The organism is Pseudomonas sp. GM78 (genome assembly GCF_000282475.1).
Taxonomy (GTDB): Bacteria; Pseudomonadota; Gammaproteobacteria; order Pseudomonadales; family Pseudomonadaceae; genus Aquipseudomonas.
In genome coordinates this window covers 20,584-41,704 of the sequence record NZ_AKJF01000127.1, presented here as the reverse complement: position 1 = coordinate 41,704, position 21,121 = coordinate 20,584, and the positions used below count along the sequence as shown (strand labels likewise).

At 60.7% G+C, this 21,121-nt stretch carries 18 protein-coding genes; all 18 read left to right on the top strand.

All coding sequences use genetic code 11. The features are described from left to right. Nucleotides 1–104: 104 nt before the first annotated feature. The 18 genes from PMI35_RS11085 to nuoJ all read left to right on the top strand — a co-directional run bounded on the left by PMI35_RS11085 (nt 105) and on the right by nuoJ (nt 21,120). On the top strand, nt 105–2,330 hold the full coding sequence (locus PMI35_RS11085; protein ID WP_008062015.1) for an NADP-dependent isocitrate dehydrogenase: 2,226 nt from the start codon (nt 105–107) through the stop codon (nt 2,328–2,330). 205 nt (nt 2,331–2,535) lie between these two features. Continuing rightward, nucleotides 2,536–2,982, top strand: coding sequence for an NUDIX hydrolase (locus PMI35_RS11090; RefSeq protein WP_008062014.1), 447 nt, complete (start codon nt 2,536–2,538; stop codon nt 2,980–2,982). A gap of 59 nt (nt 2,983–3,041) precedes the next feature. Then, nucleotides 3,042–4,175, top strand: coding sequence for a tRNA 2-thiouridine(34) synthase MnmA (gene mnmA / locus PMI35_RS11095; RefSeq protein ID WP_008062013.1), 1,134 nt, complete (start codon nt 3,042–3,044; stop codon nt 4,173–4,175). Further along, a complete protein-coding gene (gene hflD, locus PMI35_RS11100; RefSeq protein ID WP_008062011.1) occupies nt 4,172–4,795 on the top strand; it encodes a high frequency lysogenization protein HflD in 624 nt (207 codons plus the stop codon). Before mnmA ends, hflD begins: the two co-directional genes overlap by 4 nt. A 124-nt stretch (nt 4,796–4,919) precedes the next feature. Continuing rightward, complete coding sequence (purB, locus tag PMI35_RS11105; protein WP_008062009.1) at nt 4,920–6,290, top strand: adenylosuccinate lyase; 1,371 nt, start codon at nt 4,920–4,922, stop codon at nt 6,288–6,290. 86 nt (nt 6,291–6,376) lie between these two features. Continuing rightward, nucleotides 6,377–7,546, top strand: a complete 1,170-nt coding sequence (locus PMI35_RS11110) for a ribosomal protein uL16 3-hydroxylase (protein WP_008062001.1) — start codon at nt 6,377–6,379, stop codon at nt 7,544–7,546. Beyond that, nucleotides 7,539–7,964 (top strand): GNAT family N-acetyltransferase, encoded by a 426-nt coding sequence (locus PMI35_RS11115; protein ID WP_032831798.1) that lies wholly within the window; start codon nt 7,539–7,541, stop codon nt 7,962–7,964. The genes PMI35_RS11110 and PMI35_RS11115 overlap by 8 nt, the downstream gene beginning before the upstream one ends. Nucleotides 7,965–8,180: 216 nt before the next feature. Continuing rightward, the gene (locus PMI35_RS11120; protein WP_008061993.1) at nt 8,181–8,942 is read left to right on the top strand and encodes a secretin N-terminal domain-containing protein; all 762 of its coding nucleotides are present in this window, start codon (nt 8,181–8,183) and stop codon (nt 8,940–8,942) included. 473 nt (nt 8,943–9,415) lie between these two features. Beyond that, the gene (gene aceA / locus PMI35_RS11125) at nt 9,416–10,741 is read left to right on the top strand and encodes an isocitrate lyase (RefSeq protein WP_007970439.1); all 1,326 of its coding nucleotides are present in this window, start codon (nt 9,416–9,418) and stop codon (nt 10,739–10,741) included. A 643-nt stretch (nt 10,742–11,384) separates the two neighbouring features. Then, complete coding sequence (locus PMI35_RS11130; protein ID WP_003223812.1) at nt 11,385–11,798, top strand: NADH-quinone oxidoreductase subunit A; 414 nt, start codon at nt 11,385–11,387, stop codon at nt 11,796–11,798. Nucleotides 11,799–11,808: 10 nt separating this feature from the next. Further along, on the top strand, nt 11,809–12,483 hold the full coding sequence (locus PMI35_RS11135) for a NuoB/complex I 20 kDa subunit family protein (protein WP_008061991.1): 675 nt from the start codon (nt 11,809–11,811) through the stop codon (nt 12,481–12,483). A 73-nt stretch (nt 12,484–12,556) separates the two neighbouring features. Beyond that, nucleotides 12,557–14,341 (top strand): NADH-quinone oxidoreductase subunit C/D, encoded by a 1,785-nt coding sequence (nuoC, locus tag PMI35_RS11140; protein WP_008061990.1) that lies wholly within the window; start codon nt 12,557–12,559, stop codon nt 14,339–14,341. Nucleotides 14,342–14,343: 2 nt separating this feature from the next. Then, nucleotides 14,344–14,841 (top strand): NADH-quinone oxidoreductase subunit NuoE, encoded by a 498-nt coding sequence (nuoE, locus tag PMI35_RS11145; protein WP_008053447.1) that lies wholly within the window; start codon nt 14,344–14,346, stop codon nt 14,839–14,841. Next, nucleotides 14,838–16,193, top strand: coding sequence for an NADH-quinone oxidoreductase subunit NuoF (gene nuoF, locus PMI35_RS11150; RefSeq protein ID WP_008061988.1), 1,356 nt, complete (start codon nt 14,838–14,840; stop codon nt 16,191–16,193). The genes nuoE and nuoF overlap by 4 nt, the downstream gene beginning before the upstream one ends. 137 nt (nt 16,194–16,330) lie before the next feature. Further along, nucleotides 16,331–19,045 carry an NADH-quinone oxidoreductase subunit NuoG gene (gene nuoG / locus PMI35_RS11155; RefSeq protein WP_008061986.1) on the top strand — a complete coding sequence of 905 codons (2,715 nt, stop codon included), beginning with the start codon at nt 16,331–16,333 and terminating at the stop codon, nt 19,043–19,045. Beyond that, nucleotides 19,042–20,049, top strand: a complete 1,008-nt coding sequence (nuoH, locus tag PMI35_RS11160) for an NADH-quinone oxidoreductase subunit NuoH (protein WP_008061983.1) — start codon at nt 19,042–19,044, stop codon at nt 20,047–20,049. The genes nuoG and nuoH overlap by 4 nt, the downstream gene beginning before the upstream one ends. Before the next feature lie 12 nt (nt 20,050–20,061). Next, nucleotides 20,062–20,607 (top strand): NADH-quinone oxidoreductase subunit NuoI, encoded by a 546-nt coding sequence (nuoI, locus tag PMI35_RS11165; RefSeq protein ID WP_007970449.1) that lies wholly within the window; start codon nt 20,062–20,064, stop codon nt 20,605–20,607. 9 nt (nt 20,608–20,616) lie between these two features. Next, nucleotides 20,617–21,120: an NADH-quinone oxidoreductase subunit J gene (gene nuoJ / locus PMI35_RS11170; protein ID WP_008061982.1), complete on the top strand. Its 504-nt coding sequence runs from the start codon at nt 20,617–20,619 to the stop codon at nt 21,118–21,120. The last annotated feature ends 1 nt before the right edge of the window (nt 21,121 follow it).

The following is a 21,121-nucleotide window of genomic DNA, read 5'->3' as shown; positions in this document are numbered from 1 at the left end:
AATCTCGATATTCGGCTCATGGATGACTTTGAACGAACGCGCTTACCCGGCGCCCCTCGAGTTTCTGCGCACGCTTTAGCAAAGAAGAGAGAGTTAATCCGAATATGCCCACCCGCTCGAAGATCATCTATACCTTCACCGACGAAGCTCCCGCCCTCGCCACCTATTCACTGTTGCCTATCGTAGAGGCGTTCACCGCCTCGGCTGATATCGCCGTTGAAACCCGCGATATCTCTCTTGCAGGGCGCATCCTGGCCAGCTTCCCCGAGCAATTGGGCGACAAAGCCGTAGCCGACCACCTCGCCGAACTGGGCGCCCTGGCCGTTACGCCTGAAGCCAACATCATCAAGCTGCCGAACATCAGCGCCTCGGTTCCGCAACTGCAAGCCGCGATCAAGGAACTGCAAGCCCAGGGCTACGCTCTGCCGGACTACCCGGAAACCGTGACCTGCGACGCCGACAAAGAAGCCAAGGCGCGCTACGACAAGGTCAAGGGCAGCGCCGTGAACCCGGTACTGCGCGAAGGCAACTCCGACCGTCGCGCCCCACTGTCGGTCAAGAACTATGCGCGCAAGCACCCGCACAAAATGGGCGCCTGGGCTGCAGACTCCAAGTCCCACGTCGCTCACATGAGCAGCGGTGACTTCTACGGCAGCGAAAAAGCCGCCCTGATCGACGCCCCAGGCGCGGTCAAGATCGAACTGATCGCTCAAGACGGCACCACCACCGTCCTGAAAGAAAAAACCAGCGTTCAGGCTGGCGAGATCCTCGACTGCGCCGTGATGAGCAAAAACGCCCTGCGCGCTTTCATCGCCGCTGAAATCGAAAGCGCCAAGGCACAAGGCGTGCTGCTGTCGGTTCACCTGAAGGCCACCATGATGAAGGTCTCCGACCCGATCATGTTCGGCCAGATCGTTGCCGAGTTCTACAAAGACGCCCTGGCCAAGCACGCTGACGTGCTGGCGCAGATCGGCTTCAACCTGAACAACGGCATCGGCGACCTGTACTCGCGCATCAAGGCATTGCCTGCCGAGCAGCAAGCCGCCATCGAAGCGGACATCCAGGCGGTTTACGCCGTCCGTCCGTCGCTGGCCATGGTCAACTCCGACAAAGGCATCACCAACCTGCACGTGCCGAGCGACGTCATCGTCGACGCCTCGATGCCGGCAATGATCCGTGACTCCGGCAAGATGTGGGGCACCGATGGCCAGCTGCACGACACCAAGGCCGTGATCCCGGATCGCTGCTACGCCACCATCTACCAGGCAGTGATTGAAGACTGCAAGGCCAATGGCGCGTTCGATCCAACCACCATGGGCAGCGTGCCGAACGTTGGCCTGATGGCGAAAAAAGCCGAAGAGTACGGCTCCCACGACAAGACTTTCCAGATCAAGACCAACGGTGTTGTCCGCGTGACCGACACCAACGGCACCCTGCTGTTGGAACAGTCGGTTGAAGCCGGCGACATCTTCCGCATGTGCCAGACCAAAGACGCGCCGATCCAGGACTGGGTCAAGCTGGCCGTCAACCGTGCTCGCGCAAGCAGCACGCCGGCGATCTTCTGGCTGGACCCGATGCGCGCCCACGATGGCGTTGTGATCGAGAAAGTCCAGGCTTACCTGAAGGATCACGACACTGCCGGCCTGGACATCCAGATCATGGCACCTGTCGACGCGATGAAGTTCACCCTGCGCCGCACTCGCGAAGGCAAAGACACCATCTCGGTAACCGGCAACGTATTGCGCGACTACCTGACTGACCTGTTCCCGATCATGGAACTGGGCACCAGCGCCAAGATGCTGTCGATCGTTCCGCTGATGAATGGCGGCGGTCTGTTCGAAACCGGCGCTGGCGGTTCGGCTCCGAAGCACGTGCAACAACTGCTGGAAGAAAACTTCCTGCGCTGGGATTCCCTGGGCGAGTTCCTGGCCCTGGCCGCTTCCCTTGAGCATTTGGGTGTGAACTACAACAACCCGAAAGCCCTGGTGCTGTCGAAAACCCTGGACCAGGCCACCGGCCAGTTCCTGGACAACAACAAGTCGCCATCGCGCAAAGTCGGCAACATCGACAACCGCGGCAGCCACTTCTACCTGGCGCTGTACTGGGCTCAAGCCCTGGCCGCCCAGACTGAAGACACTGCACTGCAAGCGCAGTTCGCGACCCTGGCCAAGACCCTGACCGAGAACGAAGCAACCATCGTTGCCGAGCTCAACGCCGTTCAAGGCAAGCCAGTGGACATCGGCGGTTACTACCACGCCAATGCCGAGCTGATCAGCAAGGCCATGCGCCCTAGCGCAACTTTCAACGCGGCGGTAGCTGCGCTGGTTTAAGGTTGTAAGGGAACATCACAAACCCCGGCCCAGTGCCGGGGTTTGTGTTTCTGACATTTATGGATCGACACAAAACCCTGTGGGAGCTGGCTTGCCAGCGATGGCGGCTTATCATTCAACATTGATATCGACTGACCCACCGCTATCGCTGGCAAGCCAGCTCCCACAGGGACCGGGTTTCAATATTCAACACTGAGGACAACTTATGGACTGGAAACCCCACATCACCGTTGCCACCATCGTCGAAGACAACGGCCGCTTCCTGATGGTCGAGGAACTCAAGCACGGACGCGTGGTGCTCAACCAGCCCGCCGGCCACTTGGACCCCAACGAAACCCTGACCGAGGCCGCGGTGCGCGAAACCCTCGAGGAAACCGGCTGGGACGTCGAAGCCACCGGCGTACTGGGCATTTATCTCTATACCGCCCCGAGCAACGGCGTAACCTATCAACGGGTCTGCTTCATCGCCAAACCGCTGAAACATCACCCCGAGTATCAACTGGACGACGGCATCGTCGGCGCCAAGTGGTTGACCCGCGAGGAATTAATCGAGCAGCGCGACAACTGGCGCAGCGAACTGATCATCCGTTGCATTGACGACTATCTCGACGGAAAACACTTCGGCCTCGAATTGATCCGCCCTTCTCTTTAGCCTTGCAGGCCCGAGCCTGTTAGAATCGCGTCCTTTTTCAAGACACTCATTGAATCCCTATGCGTGATCCAGCCCCTTCTGACACACAAAAGAAGCGCGTCATTGTCGGCATGTCCGGCGGCGTGGACTCTTCCGTTTCCGCCCTCCTGCTGATCGAGCAGGGCTATGAGGTGGAAGGCCTGTTCATGAAGAACTGGGAAGAAGACGACGGAACCGAATACTGCACCGCCATGGACGACCTGGCGGACGCCCAGGCCGTGTGCGACAAGATTGGCATCAAGCTGCACACCGCCAACTTCGCCGCCGAGTATTGGGACAACGTGTTCGAGCACTTCCTGGCCGAATACAAGGCCGGGCGCACGCCGAACCCGGACATCCTGTGCAACCGCGAGATCAAGTTCAAGGCGTTCCTAGACTACGCCATGATGCTCGGCGCCGACCTGATCGCCACCGGCCACTACGTGCGCCGCCGTGACATCGACGGCCGTACCGAACTGCTCAAGGGCCTGGACCCGAACAAGGACCAGAGCTACTTCCTGCACGCCGTTGGCGGCGAACAGATCGCCAAGACGCTGTTCCCGGTCGGCGAACTGGAAAAACCCCAGGTTCGCGCAATCGCCGAGAAATACGAGCTGGCGACTGCGAAAAAGAAGGATTCCACCGGCATCTGCTTTATCGGCGAACGCCGCTTCAGCGACTTCCTCAAGCAATACCTGCCGGCGCAACCGGGCGAGATCAAGACCACCGAAGGTGAAATCATCGGCCGCCATCATGGCCTGATGTACCACACCATCGGCCAACGCCAGGGCCTGGGCATCGGCGGCCTGAAAGACGCCAGCGACGAACCGTGGTACGTGCTGATCAAGGACCTGGAACACAACGAGCTGATCGTTGGCCAGGGTAACGATCACCCGTGGCTGTTCTCCCGCGCCCTGCTCGCTTCGGATATCTATTGGGTCAACCCGATCGACCTGAGCCAGCCGCGCAGGCTGACCGCCAAGGTTCGTTATCGCCAGGGCGACCAGCCCTGCACCCTGGAGAAAACCGCTACCGGTTATCGTGCGACCTTCGATGACCCGCAACGCGCGGTCACTCCCGGTCAATCCGTGGTGTTCTACGACGGCGAGATTTGCCTCGGCGGCGGCGTGATCGAAGTGGCGGAACCCTGGACCAGCAAAGGCCAGGCCCAATGAGCCCGACCCAGGAGCAACTGACGGCGCTGGGTGGCGTATTTCTCGCCGCCGTACTGGTCGACAAGATCGCCAAGACCGGCCAGACCAACGAGGCCGGCCTGACCTGCATGCTCGGTAGCCTGCTGATTCGCGACCCCAAGGACACCCTGGAAGTCTATGGCGGCGACGATATCAACCTGCGCGAAGGCTATCGCGCCTTGATCGGCGCCCTGGAACGCGACCCGAGCGCCCTGCAGCGCGAACCGCTGCGCTACGCCCTGGCCATGCTGGGCCTGGAGCGTCAGCTGGCCAAGCGCGAGGACATGCTGGAGGTCATCGGCAAGCGCCTGCCGCAGATCCAGTCCCAGGTCGAGCACTTCGGCCCGGCCCACGAAAACGTGATCGCCGCGTGTGGCGCGCTGTACCAGGACACCCTGAGCACCCTGCGCCAACGCATCCAGGTGCACGGCGACATGCGCAACCTGCAGCAACCGAGCAACGCCTCGAAAATTCGTGCCCTGCTGCTGGCCGGCATTCGTTCGGCACGCCTGTGGCGGCAATTGGGCGGTCATCGCTGGCAGCTGGTGATCAGCCGCCGCAAATTGCTCAAAGAGCTTTACCCATTGATGCGTAACGAATAACCCGCATCGACAGCACAGAACTTAGCAATACGCGTAATACGCCGGTCAGTTGGCGACGGACCGGCGGATTTTTTCATGTATGATACGCGCCCCATTTCGTTGCCCGACTGTCCGAGAACACCCCATGCAGCTCTCTTCGCTCACTGCGGTTTCCCCTGTTGACGGCCGCTACGCCGGCAAAACCCAGGCCCTGCGCCCAATTTTCAGCGAGTACGGCCTGATCCGTGCCCGCGTCCTGGTTGAAGTGCGCTGGCTCCAGCGCCTGGCCGCTCACCCTGCCATCAGCGAAGTGCCGGCGTTCTCCGCCGAAGCCAACGCGGTGTTGAACACCCTGGCGGAAAACTTCTCCCTGGAGCACGCCGAGCGTGTCAAAGAGATCGAGCGCACCACCAACCACGACGTAAAAGCCATCGAATACCTGCTCAAGGAGCAGGCGGCCAAGCTGCCGGAACTGGCCAAGGTCAGCGAATTCATCCACTTCGCCTGCACCAGCGAGGACATCAACAACCTGTCCCACGCCCTGATGCTGCGCGAAGGCCGTGATGACGTGATGCTGCCGCTGATGCGCCAAACCGCCAACGCCATCCGCGAACTGGCCATCCGTTTCGCTGACGTGCCGATGCTGTCGCGCACCCACGGTCAACCGGCTTCGCCGACCACCCTGGGCAAGGAACTGGCGAACGTGGTTTACCGCCTGGAGCGCCAGATCGCCCAGGTCGCTGCCGTTCCACTGCTGGGCAAGATCAACGGCGCTGTCGGCAACTACAACGCTCACCTGTCGGCCTACCCTGAGATCGACTGGGAAGCCAATGCCCGCGCCTTCATCGAAGACGAGCTGGGCCTGGGCTTCAACCCGTACACCACGCAGATCGAACCGCACGACTACATCGCCGAGCTGTTCGACGCGATCGCGCGCTTCAACACCATCCTGATCGACTTCGACCGTGATATCTGGGGCTACATCTCCCTGGGTTATTTCAAACAGCGCACCATCGCTGGCGAAATCGGTTCGTCGACCATGCCGCACAAGGTCAACCCGATCGACTTCGAAAACTCCGAAGGCAACCTGGGTATCGCCAACGCACTGTTCCAGCACCTGGCGAGCAAGCTGCCGATCTCCCGCTGGCAGCGCGACCTGACCGACTCCACCGTACTGCGCAACCTCGGTGTCGGCTTCGCCCACAGCGTGATCGCGTACGAAGCCAGCCTCAAGGGCATCAGCAAGCTGGAGCTCAACGAGCAGAAGATTGCCGCTGACCTGGACGCCTGCTGGGAAGTGTTGGCCGAGCCAATCCAGACCGTCATGCGTCGCTACAACATCGAAAACCCGTACGAAAAGCTGAAAGAATTGACCCGCGGCAAGGGCATCAGCCCTGAAGCGCTGCAAACTTTCATCGACGGCCTGGACATGCCAGCCACCGCCAAGGCCGAGCTGAAACTGCTCACCCCGGCGAACTACATCGGCAACGCTGTAGCGCAAGCCAAACGCATCTGATCGACCGCTAGACCCTTTTAAGACGCCCGGCCGCGCCGGGCGTTTTTATTCCCGTATGAAAAGTGCTTTTTTTCAATAGGTTACACATGAATCCTGACATTCCTCTTCAACTTCTGGGCGGCATCACGGCACGCGAGTTCCTGCGCGACTACTGGCAGAAAAAACCGCTGTTGATCCGTCAGGCGATTCCCGATTTCGAAAGCCCGATCGATGCCGACGAACTGGCCGGCCTGGCGCTGGAAGAAGAAGTCGAATCGCGCCTGATCATCGAGAACGGCGAGCGCCCATGGGAATTGCGTCGCGGCCCGTTCGCCGAAGACGAGTTCAGCAAATTGCCGGAGCGCGAGTGGACCCTGCTGGTGCAAGCGGTCGATCAGTTCGTGCCGGAAGTCAGCGAGCTGCTGGAGCACTTCCGCTTCCTGCCGAGCTGGCGCATCGACGACGTGATGATCAGCTTCGCCGCCCCCGGTGGCAGCGTCGGTCCGCACTTCGACAACTACGACGTATTCCTGTTGCAAGGCCACGGCAAGCGCAACTGGAAAATCGGCCAGATGTGCGACTCCGAAAGCCCGCTGCTGCAACACGCGGACCTGCGCATCCTCGCCGACTTCGAAGCCACCGATGAATGGGTGCTTGAACCGGGCGACATGCTCTACCTGCCACCGCGCCTGGCCCACTGCGGCGTGGCCGTCGACGACTGCCTGACCTACTCCGTCGGTTTCCGCGCACCGAGCGCCGCTGAAGTGCTGACCCACTTCACCGACTTCCTCAGCCAGTTCCTGCCGGACGAAGAGCGCTACACCGACGCCGACGCCCTGCCTGCGGCCGATCCGCACCAGATCCAGCACGACGCCCTCGATCGCCTGAAAAGCCTGCTGGCCGAGCACATGAGCGACGAGCGCCTGCTGCTGACCTGGTTCGGCCAGTTCATGACCGAGCCGCGCTATCCGGAACTGGTGGTCGGCCCTGAAGACCTCGAGGAAGACGACGTTCTGGGCGCACTGGAGCAAGGCGCGGTGCTGATCCGCAACCCGAGCGCACGCCTGGCCTGGTCGGAAGTCGATGACGACCTGCTACTGTTCGCCAGCGGCCAGAGCCGTTACCTGCCGGGCAAACTGCGCGAACTGCTGAAGATGATCTGCGCCGCCGACGCGCTGCACGTCGACAACCTGGGCGACTGGTTGACCGACGAAGACGGCCGCGGCCTGCTGTGCGAACTGGTCAAGCAAGGAAGCCTGGGGTTTGCCGATGAATAAGATTCACGTACGTGTCGCAGACTGGCAGAAAGACAACGCCGAGATCCGGCGCATTCGTGAAGCAGTGTTCGTCGCCGAGCAATCCGTGCCACCTGAACTGGAATGGGATGCCGACGATGTGACGGCCGTGCACTTCCTGGCCCTCGAAGGCGACTTTCCGGTGGGCACCGCCCGCCTGTTGCCTGACGGCCACGTTGGCCGGGTGTCGGTACTCAAGGACTGGCGCGGCCTGAAAGTTGGCGATGCCCTGATGCACGCGGTGATCGGTGAAGCCGAAGAGCGCGGGCTGAAGCAGCAGATGCTCAGCGCTCAGGTGCAAGCCACGGCGTTCTATGAGCGTCTGGGCTTTCACATGGTCAGTGAGGAATTCCTGGAAGCAGGGATTCCGCATGTGGACATGGTGCGTCACTCGGCTTGATACCGAGTAGACCCCATCGCGGGCAAGCCCGCTCCCACAGGTTCAGTGTGATCCCTGTGGGAGCGGGCTTGCCCGCGAAGAGGCCCGAAAGAACACCACAAAACGCCCCGCCATTTTCGGATGCCGGGGCGTTTTGCTGTCTAGGATTCAACTTGCCCCCTCCCGGGCCGACAAACTGGCACTATCAACAATTTGAAGCTGGCGGAGATAACGGATATGTCCCTACGCACCCTGCTCACCACACTGCTGGTTAGCTGCAGTTTTTCGCTCATGGCAGCCACCGAAATCGTGCCGCTGAACTACCACAGCAGCGCCGACATGTTGCCGGTGGCGCAGGATTTCATCGGCAAGGAGGGCCAGGTCAGCGCCTATGGCAATCAACTCATAGTCAACGCCGATCAGCGCAAGATCGACGAACTTAAAGCCTTGTTGAGCCAACTCGATACCGCGCCCAAACGCCTGCTGATCACCGTCGACACCAACGAAAACAACGTCCAGGGCGATCAGGGTTACTCGGTGAACGGCGCCAGGCCGAGCCAGACCCGCATCATCAGCCACAGCACCGTCAGCCGCGAAGGTGGCATCCAGCAAATCCAGGCCACTGACGGCATGCCGGCGCTGATCCAGGTCGGCCAGAGCGTTCCGCTGACCAGCACCCAGAGCGACAGCTACGGCGATCTGCGCAGCCAGACCGAATATCGCAATGTGACCCAGGGCTTCTACGTCACCGCCAACGTCACCGGCGAGATCGTTCACCTGTCGATCAGTACCAACCGTGACCGCATGAGCCAGGAACGTCCCGATGTAGTGAACGTACAAAGCACCGACACAACCGTCACCGGCCGCTTGGGCGAATGGATCCTCCTGGCCGGGGTGAATCGCCAGACCCAGGCCGACAAACAGGGCGTGACCCGTAGCTACGGGACCCAGGGGCGCGATGACATGACCTTGCGGGTGAAAGTCGATACTTTGGACTGAGACATCAAAAACTGACTGACAAGTCGTATTAGACCAAAGATGTAGTGCTTGAAAAAAAGCACTACAAAACGTTTGACGAGCCAAAAAAGCAAAGGCATGATGGCCTCGCTCCCGCTAACCAGGGGCCCTGGCAAGGGCCTTCGAGGCGATGTTCGCACCTACCCCGCGAACCGCTTCGTGTCTGTACCGCCCACAAGGTGTGTTTGACGAGGTTGCCGACTGGAACGAAGTTGTCCCGAGGGACGGAAGCGTAATTAGGTAACCCGGCACCACACTGATGTTCGTACCAAGGCCCACGACGCCTGAATGCGCCCGCAGTTCGCCTTTACCTGCTCACTTCCCCTCGAGCCCATCGCTCATCCCGTCGCCATCCCCGCCGAATCCGACTTGACCGCCTAAGCTTCTGGTCAGCGAGCGCAGGAATTTTCCACCGCAGAACAACTTTTCATAAGACGCGACGAGGTTTATCTCCCATGGCACTGACACGCGAACAGCAAATTGCAGCCCTCGAAAAAGACTGGGCTGAAAACCCGCGCTGGAAAGGCGTGACACGCACTTACTCCGCTGCTGACGTCGTCCGCCTGCGTGGCTCGGTTCAACCTGAGCACACTTTTGCAAAAATGGGCGCCGAGAAGCTGTGGAACCTGGTTACCCAGGGTGCCAAGCCAGCCTTCCGTCCTGAGAAAGATTTCGTCAACTGCATGGGCGCCCTGACCGGCGGCCAGGCTGTACAACAAGTCAAAGCCGGCATCCAGGCGATCTACCTGTCGGGCTGGCAAGTGGCTGCGGACAACAACTCCGCCGAATCGATGTACCCGGACCAGTCGCTGTACCCGGTGGACTCGGTTCCAACCGTGGTCAAGCGCATCAACAACTCGTTCCGTCGTGCCGACCAGATCCAGTGGAAAGCCGGCAAGAACCCGGGCGACGCGGGCTACATCGACTACTTCGCGCCAATCGTGGCTGACGCCGAAGCCGGTTTCGGCGGCGTACTGAACGCCTACGAGCTGATGAAGAGCATGATCGAAGCAGGCGCCGCCGGCGTTCACTTCGAAGACCAACTGGCTTCCGTGAAAAAATGCGGCCACATGGGCGGCAAGGTACTGGTTCCTACCCAGGAAGCCGTACAGAAGCTGACCGCTGCCCGCCTGGCGGCTGACGTTGCCGGTACCCCGACCATCATCCTGGCCCGTACCGACGCCAACGCCGCTGACCTGCTGACTTCGGACTGCGACCCGTACGACCAGCCATTCGTGACTGGCGAACGTACCCAGGAAGGTTTCTACAAAGTGCGCGCCGGCCTGGACCAGGCCATCGCTCGCGGCCTGGCCTACGCGCCATACGCCGACCTGATCTGGTGCGAAACCGCCAAGCCAGACCTGGACGAGGCTCGTCGCTTCGCTGAAGCGATCAAGAAGGAATACCCGGACCAACTGCTGTCGTACAACTGCTCGCCTTCCTTCAACTGGAAGAAAAACCTGGACGACGCGACCATCGCCAAGTTCCAGCGCGAATTGTCCGCCATGGGCTACAAGCACCAGTTCATCACCCTGGCCGGCATTCACAACATGTGGCACAGCATGTTCAACCTGGCGCACGACTACGCCCGCAACGACATGACTGCCTACGTGAAGCTGCAGGAGCAGGAATTCGCTGACGCTGCCAAAGGCTACACCTTCGTGGCTCACCAGCAGGAAGTGGGCACCGGCTACTTCGACGACATGACCACCGTGATCCAGGGCGGCTCGTCGTCGGTAACCGCACTGACCGGTTCGACCGAAGAAGAACAGTTCCACTGATCCGCTTCGCTTGAGACATCAGCCGCTGCGGGCCCTATAGAAAGCTAACCGCAGCGCTGCACACCTGACGCCCCGACTGGTTCGGGGCGTTTTTTTTGCCTGCGATAGCGAGACCAATACAAAACCCTGTGGGAGCGAGCCTGCTCGCGAAGGCGGCGGATCAACCAGTGGAGATGTCGACTGGCCTGACGCTATCGCGAGCAGGCTCGCTCCCACAGTGGACCGTGGTGAGGCAGACAAAAAACATTGATCCAGAGCGCCGCCGCTGTCAGAAAGATCCGCCAAAACGGGCGCCACCAAAACTTGCAATAACTGCCATATAAGACAACTTCCCAACGCCCTGACAGATAAACAGTTTAAAAACCCACCCAAACAATATTGATTATCATTTAGCCAAAACTATGTTCGTTACATTCCCAACAAAACATATTTCCCGAAAAGCCGGCTAATGCCCGCAACGCAAGGGCTACGGCGCTTTTACCGCTCGCTATGTCCTTATTCCTATAAATAATTTCGCTATAGGAATTTTACTTGCTGGGTGTTTAGCCATAAAATCAGCGGGATTGATTGCTGCGACATATCGTCACTGCGTTGTTACCTTTTCAAGCTCAGAGACCTTTGCTCTCTGTTAAGGATTTCCAGCATGCCCGAAGCGACAGGACTCATGGCCCACAACTGGGGCTTTGCCATTTTCCTTCTAGGCGTCGTCGGCCTCTGTGCCTTCATGCTGGGCGTCTCCAGCCTCCTTGGGTCAAAAGCCTGGGGCCGCAGCAAAAACGAACCGTTCGAGTCCGGCATGCTACCTACAGGTGGCGCCCGCTTGCGGCTCTCAGCCAAATTCTATCTGGTCGCGATGCTCTTCGTGATCTTCGATATCGAAGCCCTCTTTCTCTTTGCATGGTCTGTGTCCGTCCGCGAAAGCGGCTGGACCGGATTCGTCGAAGCTCTCGTTTTCATAGCAATTCTGTTGGCAGGCCTTGTCTACCTATTCCGAGTGGGCGCCCTTGACTGGGCTCCGGAAGCTCGGCGCAAGCGGCAAGCGAAGCTGAAACAATGAGGCTTTGGCAATGCAATACAATCTCACCAGGATCGACCCCGATGCTCCTAACGAGCAGTATCCGATTGGCCAGCGGGAAACCGTTTCCGATCCGTTAGAAGATCAAGTCCACAAAAACATTTTCATGGGCAAGCTCGAAGACGTGCTTAACGGCACGATCAACTGGGGGCGCAAGAACTCCCTGTGGCCGTATAACTTCGGTCTTTCGTGCTGCTACGTGGAAATGACCACCGCCTTCACGGCGCCCCACGACATCGCGCGCTTTGGCGCCGAGGTTATCCGGGCATCGCCGCGCCAGGCGGATTTCATGGTTATCGCCGGTACCTGCTTCATCAAGATGGCGCCGATCATCCAGCGTCTCTATGAGCAAATGCTCGAGCCTAAATGGGTCATCTCCATGGGTTCGTGCGCCAACTCCGGTGGCATGTACGACATCTACTCCGTCGTTCAAGGGGTGGACAAGTTCCTGCCCGTGGACGTCTACGTGCCTGGCTGCCCGCCCCGCCCTGAAGCTTTCCTGCAAGGCTTGATGCTGTTGCAGGAGTCGATTGGACAGGAGCGTCGTCCGCTTTCCTGGGTCGTTGGCGATCAAGGCGTTTATCGCGCCGAGATGCCTTCCGAAAAGGACAAGCGCCGCGAACAGCGAATCGCAGTCACCAACCTGCGCAGCCCCGACGAAGTCTGATCCAGATCTGCTTCTTTAATAGAACGAGACACTGGCTTCATTCTTTACGTTGACCGAAAGCGATTAAATAACCATGACTACAGGCAGTGCTCTGTACATCCCGCCTTACAAGGCAGACGACCAGGATGTGGTCGTCGAACTGAACAACCGTTTTGGCCCGGAGGCGTTCACCGCCCAGCCTACCCGCACCGGCATGCCGGTGCTTTGGGTTGCCCGCGCCAAACTCGTCGAAGTCCTGACCTTCCTGCGCAACCTGCCCAAGCCGTACGTCATGCTCTATGACCTGCATGGCGTGGACGAGCGTCTGCGCACCAAGCGTCAAGGGCTGCCGAACGGCGTCGACTTCTCCGTGTTCTATCACCTGATGTCGATCGAACGTAATAGTGACGTAATGATCAAGGTCGCCTTGTCCGAGAGCGACCTCAGCCTGCCGACCGTCACCAGCATCTGGCCGAACGCCAACTGGTACGAGCGTGAAGTCTGGGACATGTACGGCATCGACTTCAAAGGCCACCCGCACCTGTCGCGCATCATGATGCCGCCGACCTGGGAAGGTCACCCGCTGCGCAAGGACTTCCCTGCCCGCGCCACCGAGTTCGATCCGTACAGCCTGACCCTGGCCAAGCAACAGCTCGAGGAAGAAGCCGCGCGCTTCAAGCCTGAAGACTGGGGCATGAAGCGTTCCGGCCCGAACGAGGACTACATGTTCCTCAACCTCGGCCCCAACCACCCTTCGGCGCACGGTGCGTTCCGCATCATCCTGCAGCTGGACGGTGAAGAGATCGTCGATTGCGTTCCGGACATCGGCTACCACCACCGTGGCGCCGAGAAGATGGCCGAGCGTCAGTCCTGGCACAGCTTCATCCCGTACACCGACCGTATCGACTACCTCGGCGGCGTGATGAACAACCTGCCGTACGTGCTCTCGGTCGAGAAGCTGGCCGGCATCAAGGTACCGGAGAAGGTCGACGTCATCCGCATCATGATGGCCGAGTTCTTCCGGATCACCAGCCACCTGCTGTTCCTGGGTACCTACATCCAGGACGTCGGCGCCATGACCCCGGTGTTCTTCACCTTTACCGACCGCCAGCGTGCCTACACGGTGATCGAAGCCATTACCGGCTTCCGCCTGCACCCAGCCTGGTACCGCATCGGTGGCGTCGCCCACGACCTGCCGCGCGGCTGGGAAAAACTGGTCAAGGACTTCGTCGAGTGGATGCCCAAGCGCCTGGACGAATACCAGAAAGCCGCCCTGGACAACAGCATCCTGCGTGGCCGGACCATCGGCGTCGCCGACTACAACACCAAGCAAGCCCTGGAATGGGGTGTCACCGGTGCCGGCCTGCGTTCCACCGGTTGCGACTTCGACCTGCGTAAAGCGCGCCCGTACTCCGGCTACGAGAACTTCGAGTTCGAAGTACCGCTGGCGGCCAATGGCGATGCCTACGATCGTTGCATCGTGCGCGTGGAAGAAATGCGCCAGAGCATCAAGATCATCGACCAGTGCCTGCGCAACATGCCGGAAGGCCCGTACAAGGCGGACCACCCGCTGACCACGCCGCCACCGAAAGAGCGCACGCTGCAGCACATCGAAACCTTGATCACGCACTTCCTGCAAGTTTCGTGGGGCCCGGTCATGCCGGCCAACGAATCCTTCCAGATGATCGAAGCGACCAAGGGCATCAACAGTTATTACCTGACGAGCGATGGCGGCACCATGAGCTACCGCACCCGGATTCGTACCCCAAGCTTCCCGCACCTGCAGCAGATCCCTTCGGTGATCAAAGGCAGCATGGTCGCGGACTTGATCGCGTACCTGGGTAGTATCGATTTCGTTATGGCCGACGTGGACCGCTAAGCATGAACAGCACGCTTATCCAGACAGACCGTTTCACCTTGAGTGAAACCGAGCGCTCGGCCATCGAGCACGAGCTGCATCACTACGAAGACCCGCGCGCGGCGTCGATCGAAGCCCTGAAGATCGTCCAGAAGGAACGTGGCTGGGTGCCGGATGGCGCCCTGTACGCCATCGGCGAGATCCTCGGCATCCCGGCCAGCGACGTTGAAGGCGTGGCGACGTTCTACAGCCAGATCTTCCGTCAGCCAGTGGGCCGTCACATCATTCGCGTCTGCGACAGCATGGTCTGCTACATCGGCGGCCACGAGTCAGTGGTCAGCGAAATCCAGAGCAAACTCGGCATCGGCCTGGGTCAGACCACCACCGACGGTCGTTTCACCCTGCTGCCGGTCTGCTGCCTCGGCAACTGCGACAAGGCGCCGGCGTTGATGATCGACGACGACACTTTCGGTGATGTGCAGCCAGCAGGCGTTGCCAAATTGCTCGAGGGCTACGTATGACCCTGACTTCCTTCGGCCCGGCCAACCGCATCAAGCGTTCGGCCGAGACTCACCCGCTCACCTGGCGCCTGCGTGACGACGGCGAAGCCGTATGGCTCGACGAGTACCAGGCCAAGAACGGTTACGCGGCTGCGCGCAAGGCCTTCGCCGACATGGCCCAGGACGATATCGTCCAGACCGTGAAAGACTCCGGCCTCAAGGGTCGCGGCGGTGCAGGCTTCCCCACTGGCGTGAAGTGGGGCCTGATGCCAAAAGACGAATCCATCAACATCCGCTACCTGCTGTGCAACGCGGATGAAATGGAGCCCAACACCTGGAAAGACCGCATGCTGATGGAGCAACTGCCCCATCTGCTGATCGAAGGTATGCTGATCAGTGCCCGCGCACTGAAAACCTACCGTGGCTACATCTTCCTGCGTGGCGAGTACACCACCGCCGCCAAGCACCTCAACCGTGCCGTGGAAGAAGCCAAGGCAGCGGGCCTGCTGGGTAAAAACATCCTGGGCAGCGGCTTCGATTTCGAGCTGTTCGTCCACACCGGCGCCGGGCGTTACATCTGCGGTGAAGAAACCGCACTGATCAACTCCCTCGAAGGCCGCCGCGCCAACCCGCGCTCCAAGCCGCCCTTCCCGGCCGCCGTTGGCGTGTGGGGCAAGCCGACCTGCGTGAACAACGTTGAAACCCTGTGCAACGTGCCGGCGATCATCGCCGACGGCGTGGACTGGTACAAATCGTTGGCCCGCGAAGGCAGCGAAGACATGGGCACCAAGCTCATGGGCTTCTCCGGCAAGGTCAAGAACCCTGGCCTGTGGGAACTGCCATTCGGCGTCACCGCTCGCGAGCTGTTCGAAGACTACGCCGGCGGCATGCGCGACGGCTACAAACTCAAGGCCTGGCAGCCTGGCGGCGCCGGTACCGGCTTCCTGTTGCCGGAACACCTGGACGCACAAATGTACGCCGGCGGCATCGCCAAGGTGGGCACCCGTATGGGTACTGGCCTGGCCATGGCGGTGGACGACAGCGTCAACATGGTGTCCCTGCTGCGCAACATGGAGCAGTTCTTCGCCCGCGAATCCTGCGGCTTCTGCACCCCGTGCCGCGATGGCCTGCCATGGAGCGTCAAGCTGCTGATGGCCATCGAGAACGGTGAAGGGCAAGCCGGCGACATCGAGACCCTGCTGGGTCTGGTCGGCTTCCTCGGCCCTGGCAAGACCTTCTGTGCTCACGCACCGGGTGCCGTGGAGCCGTTGGGCAGCGCCATCAAATACTTCCGCCACGAGTTCGAAGCCGGCATCGCGCCTACCCGCGCCGTCGTCCCGCCTCTGGCCAGGCCGATCGTAGTCGGCGCGTAAACGCTTAAAAAAGGCGAAGGGTCCGTGCCCTTCGCTTTTCGTGCGATGACGCCTTTACCGGCTGTGTTGATTCGCGCGGATAACAAGATTCCATTAGCCACGCCCGCTGACACCGGGCCAACGAAGAACTTTGAACCATGGCCACTATCCACGTAGACGGCAAAGCGCTCGAAGTCGATGGGGCAGACAACCTGTTACAGGCATGTCTGTCTCTGGGCCTCGATATTCCGTATTTCTGCTGGCACCCTGCCTTGGGCAGCGTTGGCGCTTGCCGCCAGTGCGCGGTCAAGCAGTACACCGACGAGAACGACACCCGTGGTCGTATCGTCATGTCCTGCATGACCCCTGCCACCGATGGCACCTGGATCTCCATCGACGATGAAGAGTCCAAGGCGTTTCGCGCCAGCGTTGTTGAATGGCTGATGACCAACCACCCTCACGACTGCCCGGTCTGTGAGGAAGGCGGTCACTGCCACCTGCAAGACATGACGGTAATGACCGGCCACAACGAGCGCCGTTACCGTTTCACCAAGCGTACCCACCAGAACCAGCAACTGGGCCCGTTCATTTCCCACGAAATGAACCGCTGCATCGCCTGCTACCGCTGTGTGCGCTTCTATAAAGACTACGCTGGCGGCACCGACCTCGGTGTATTCGGCGCCCACGACAACGTGTACTTCGGTCGCGTTGAAGACGGCGTGCTGGAAAGCGAGTTCTCCGGCAACCTCACCGAGGTCTGCCCGACCGGTGTGTTCACCGACAAGACTCACTCCGAGCGCTACAACCGTAAATGGGACATGCAGTTCTCGCCGAGCATCTGCCATGGCTGCTCCAGCGGTTGCAACATCTCCCCGGGCGAGCGCTACGGTGAACTGCGTCGTATCGAAAACCGCTACAACGGTTCGGTCAACCAGTACTTCCTGTGCGACCGTGGCCGTTTCGGCTATGGCTACGTCAACCGCACCGACCGTCCACGTCAGCCGCTGCTGGCCAACGGCGCCAAGCTGAGCCTCGACGAAGCCCTGGATAAAGCCGCCGACCTGCTGCGCGGTCGCAACATCGTCGGCATCGGTTCGCCACGCGCCAGCCTCGAAAGCAACTACGCGTTGCGCGAACTGGTCGGTGCCGAGCACTTTTACTCCGGTATCGAAGCCGCCGAGCTGGAACGCATCCGTCTAGTCCTGCAGGTGCTCAAAGACAGCCCGCTGCCTGTTCCAAACATGCGCGACATCGAAGACCACGACGCCATCTTCGTCCTCGGAGAAGACCTGACCCAGACCGCCGCCCGTGTGGCGCTGTCCCTGCGTCAATCGGTCAAGGGCAAGGCCGAAGACATGGCCGACGCCATGCGCGTCCAGCCTTGGCTCGACGCCGCGGTGAAGAACATCGGCCAGCACGCGCTGAACCCGCTGTTCATCGCAAGCATCGCTGAAACCAAGCTCGACGATATCGCTGAAGAGTGCGTGCACGCAGCGCCTGACGACCTGGCCCGCATCGGTTTCGCCGTGGCTCACGCCCTCGACGCCAGCGCGCCTGCCGTTGAAGGCCTGGACGCCGAAGCCCTCGAGCTGGCCAAGCGCATCGCCGACGCCCTGCTCGCGGCCAAGCGCCCGCTGATCATCGCCGGTACCTCCCTGGGTTCCAAAGCGCTGATCGAGGCTGCCGCCAACATCGCCAAAGCCCTGAAGCTGCGCGAGAAGAACGGTTCCATCAGCCTGATCGTGCCAGAGGCCAACAGCCTCGGCCTGGCCATGCTCGGTGGCGAATCGGTCGACGCCGCGCTGCAAGCCGTGATCGACGGTAAAGCCGACGCCATCGTCGTGCTGGAAAACGACCTGTACACCCGTACCGACAAAGCGAAGGTCGATGCTGCCCTGACCGCCGCCAAAGTGTTGATCGTGGCTGATCACCAGAAGACTGCCACCAGCGATCGCGCGCACCTGGTCCTGCCAGCCGCCAGCTTCGCTGAAGGCGACGGTACCCTGGTCAGCCAGGAAGGTCGCGCCCAGCGCTTCTTCCAGGTGTTCGATCCGAAGTACATGGATGCCAGCATCCTGGTTCACGAAGGCTGGCGCTGGCTGCATGCCCTGCGCGCGACCCTGCTGAACCAGCCGATCGACTGGACCCAACTGGACCACGTCACCGCTGCCGTGGCTGCAAGCACGCCGCAACTGAACCGCATCGTCGATGCCGCACCGTCCGCCGCGTTCCGCATCAAGGGCATGAAGCTGGCCCGTGAACCGCTGCGCTACTCCGGTCGTACCGCCATGCGCGCCGACATCAGCGTGCACGAACCGCGTACCCCGCAGGACAAGGACACCGCGTTCGCCTTCTCCATGGAAGGTTACTCGGGTTCGGCCGAACCGCGTCAGCAAGTGCCATTCGCCTGGTCTCCGGGCTGGAACTCGCCGCAAGCCTGGAACAAGTTCCAGGACGAAGTCGGTGGTCACATCCGCGCTGGCGACCCGGGCACCCGCCTGATCGAAAGCACCGGTGATTCGCTGAACTGGTTCGCCGCTGTCCCGCGTGCGTTCAACCCGGCCCCGGGCACCTGGCAGGTCGTGCCGTTCTTCCACCTGTTCGGCAGCGAAGAGAACTCTTCGAAAGCCGCACCGGTCCAGGAACGCATCCCGGCCGCCTACGTCGCCCTGGCCAAGTCCGAAGCCGACCGCCTGGGTGTCAACGACGGTGCCATGCTGAGCTTGAACGTGGCTGGCCAGACCCTGCGTCTGCCGCTGCGCATCAACGAAGAACTGGGCGCTGGCCTGGTGGCCTTGCCTGCGGGCATCGCCGGCATTCCGCCAGCGATCTTTGGCAAATCCGTTGACGGTCTGCAGGAGGCAGCGCAATGACCTTGTTCACTCCTGAAGTGATCGACATCATCATCGCGGTCCTCAAGGCCGTGGTGATCCTGCTCGCCGTGGTGGTCTGCGGCGCCCTGCTCAGCTGGGTCGAGCGTCGTCTGCTCGCCCTCTGGCAGGACCGTTACGGTCCGAACCGCGTGGGTCCGTTCGGCGCGTTCCAGATCGCTGCCGACATGATCAAGATGTTCTTCAAGGAAGACTGGACGCCTCCATTCGCCGACAAGATGATCTTCACCCTGGCACCGGTAGTCGCCATGAGCGCCCTGCTGATTGCCTTCGCGATCATCCCGATCACCCCGACCTGGGGCGTGGCGGACATCAACATCGGCATCCTGTTCTTCTTCGCCATGGCCGGCCTGTCGGTCTACGCGGTGCTGTTCGCCGGCTGGTCGAGCAACAACAAGTTCGCCCTGCTGGGCAGCTTGCGGGCTTCGGCACAGACCGTGTCGTACGAAGTGTTCATGGGCCTGTCGCTGATGGGCATCGTGATCCAGGTGGGCTCGTTCAACATGCGCGACATCGTTGAATACCAGGCGCAGAACATGTGGTTCATCATTCCGCAGATCTTCGGTTTCCTGACCTTCTTCATCGCTGGCGTGGCCGTGACTCACCGTCACCCGTTCGACCAGCCGGAAGCGGAACAGGAACTGGCCGACGGTTACCACATTGAATACGCCGGCATGAAATGGGGCATGTTCTTCGTCGGCGAGTACATCGGCATCGTGTTGATTTCGGCACTGCTGGTGACCTTGTTCTTCGGTGGCTGGCACGGTCCGTTCAACATCCTGCCGCAGATCCCGTTCATCTGGTTCGCACTGAAAACCGGTTTCTTCATCATGATGTTCATCCTGTTGCGCGCCTCGATTCCGCGCCCACGGTATGACCAGGTGATGGATTTCAGCTGGAAGTTCTGCCTGCCGCTGACCCTCGTCAACATGCTGGTGACCGCTGCGATCGTGTTGCTCAACACGCCCGCCGTCGCGGCTCAGTGAGGATAGAGAATCATGAAGTACATATTTGACATCGTGCATGGCTTCTACACCCAGCTTCGCAGCCTGGTGATGATTTTCGGCCACGCCTTCCGCAAGCGCGACACGCTGCAGTACCCGGAAGAACCGGTCTACCTGCCGCCGCGCTACCGTGGCCGTATCGTCCTGACCCGCGACCCCGACGGCGAAGAGCGCTGCGTAGCCTGCAACCTGTGCGCCGTGGCGTGCCCGGTCGGTTGCATCTCGCTGCAGAAAGCTGAAACCGAAGACGGTCGCTGGTACCCGGACTTCTTCCGCATCAACTTCTCGCGCTGCATCTTCTGCGGCCTCTGCGAGGAAGCCTGCCCGACCACCGCGATCCAGCTCACGCCGGATTTCGAAATGGCCGAGTTCAAACGTCAGGACCTGGTTTACGAGAAAGAAGATCTGCTGATCTCCGGCCCCGGCAAAAACCCTGATTACAACTTCTATCGTGTTGCAGGTATGGCGATTGCCGGTAAGCCAAAAGGCTCCGCGCAGAATGAAGCCGAACCGATCAACGTGAAGAGCTTGCTGCCTTAAGGAAGAAAGATGGAATTCGCTTTCTATTTCGCATCGGGTATCGCTGTGGTGTCCACGCTTCGCGTGATCACCAACACCAACCCTGTGCACGCCCTGCTCTACCTGATCATTTCGCTGATCGCCGTGGCGATGACGTTTTTCGCCCTTGGCGCGCCGTTCGCCGGTGTTCTGGAAGTGATCGCCTACGCTGGCGCCATCATGGTGCTGTTCGTGTTCGTGGTGATGATGCTGAACCTGGGGCCTGCCTCGGTTCAGCAGGAGCGCGTCTGGCTCAAGCCCGGTATCTGGGGCGGCCCGGTCGCCCTGGCGGCACTGCTGCTGGTGGAACTGCTTTATGTGCTGTTCTCCCACCAGACCGGTGAAGCCGTCGGCCACACCACCGTAGACGCCAAGGCCGTGGGCATCAGCCTGTTCGGCCCGTACCTGCTGGTGGTCGAACTCGCCTCGATGCTGCTGCTCGCCGCAGCCGTCACGGCGTTCCACTTGGGCCGCAACGAAGCCAAGGAGCAATGAC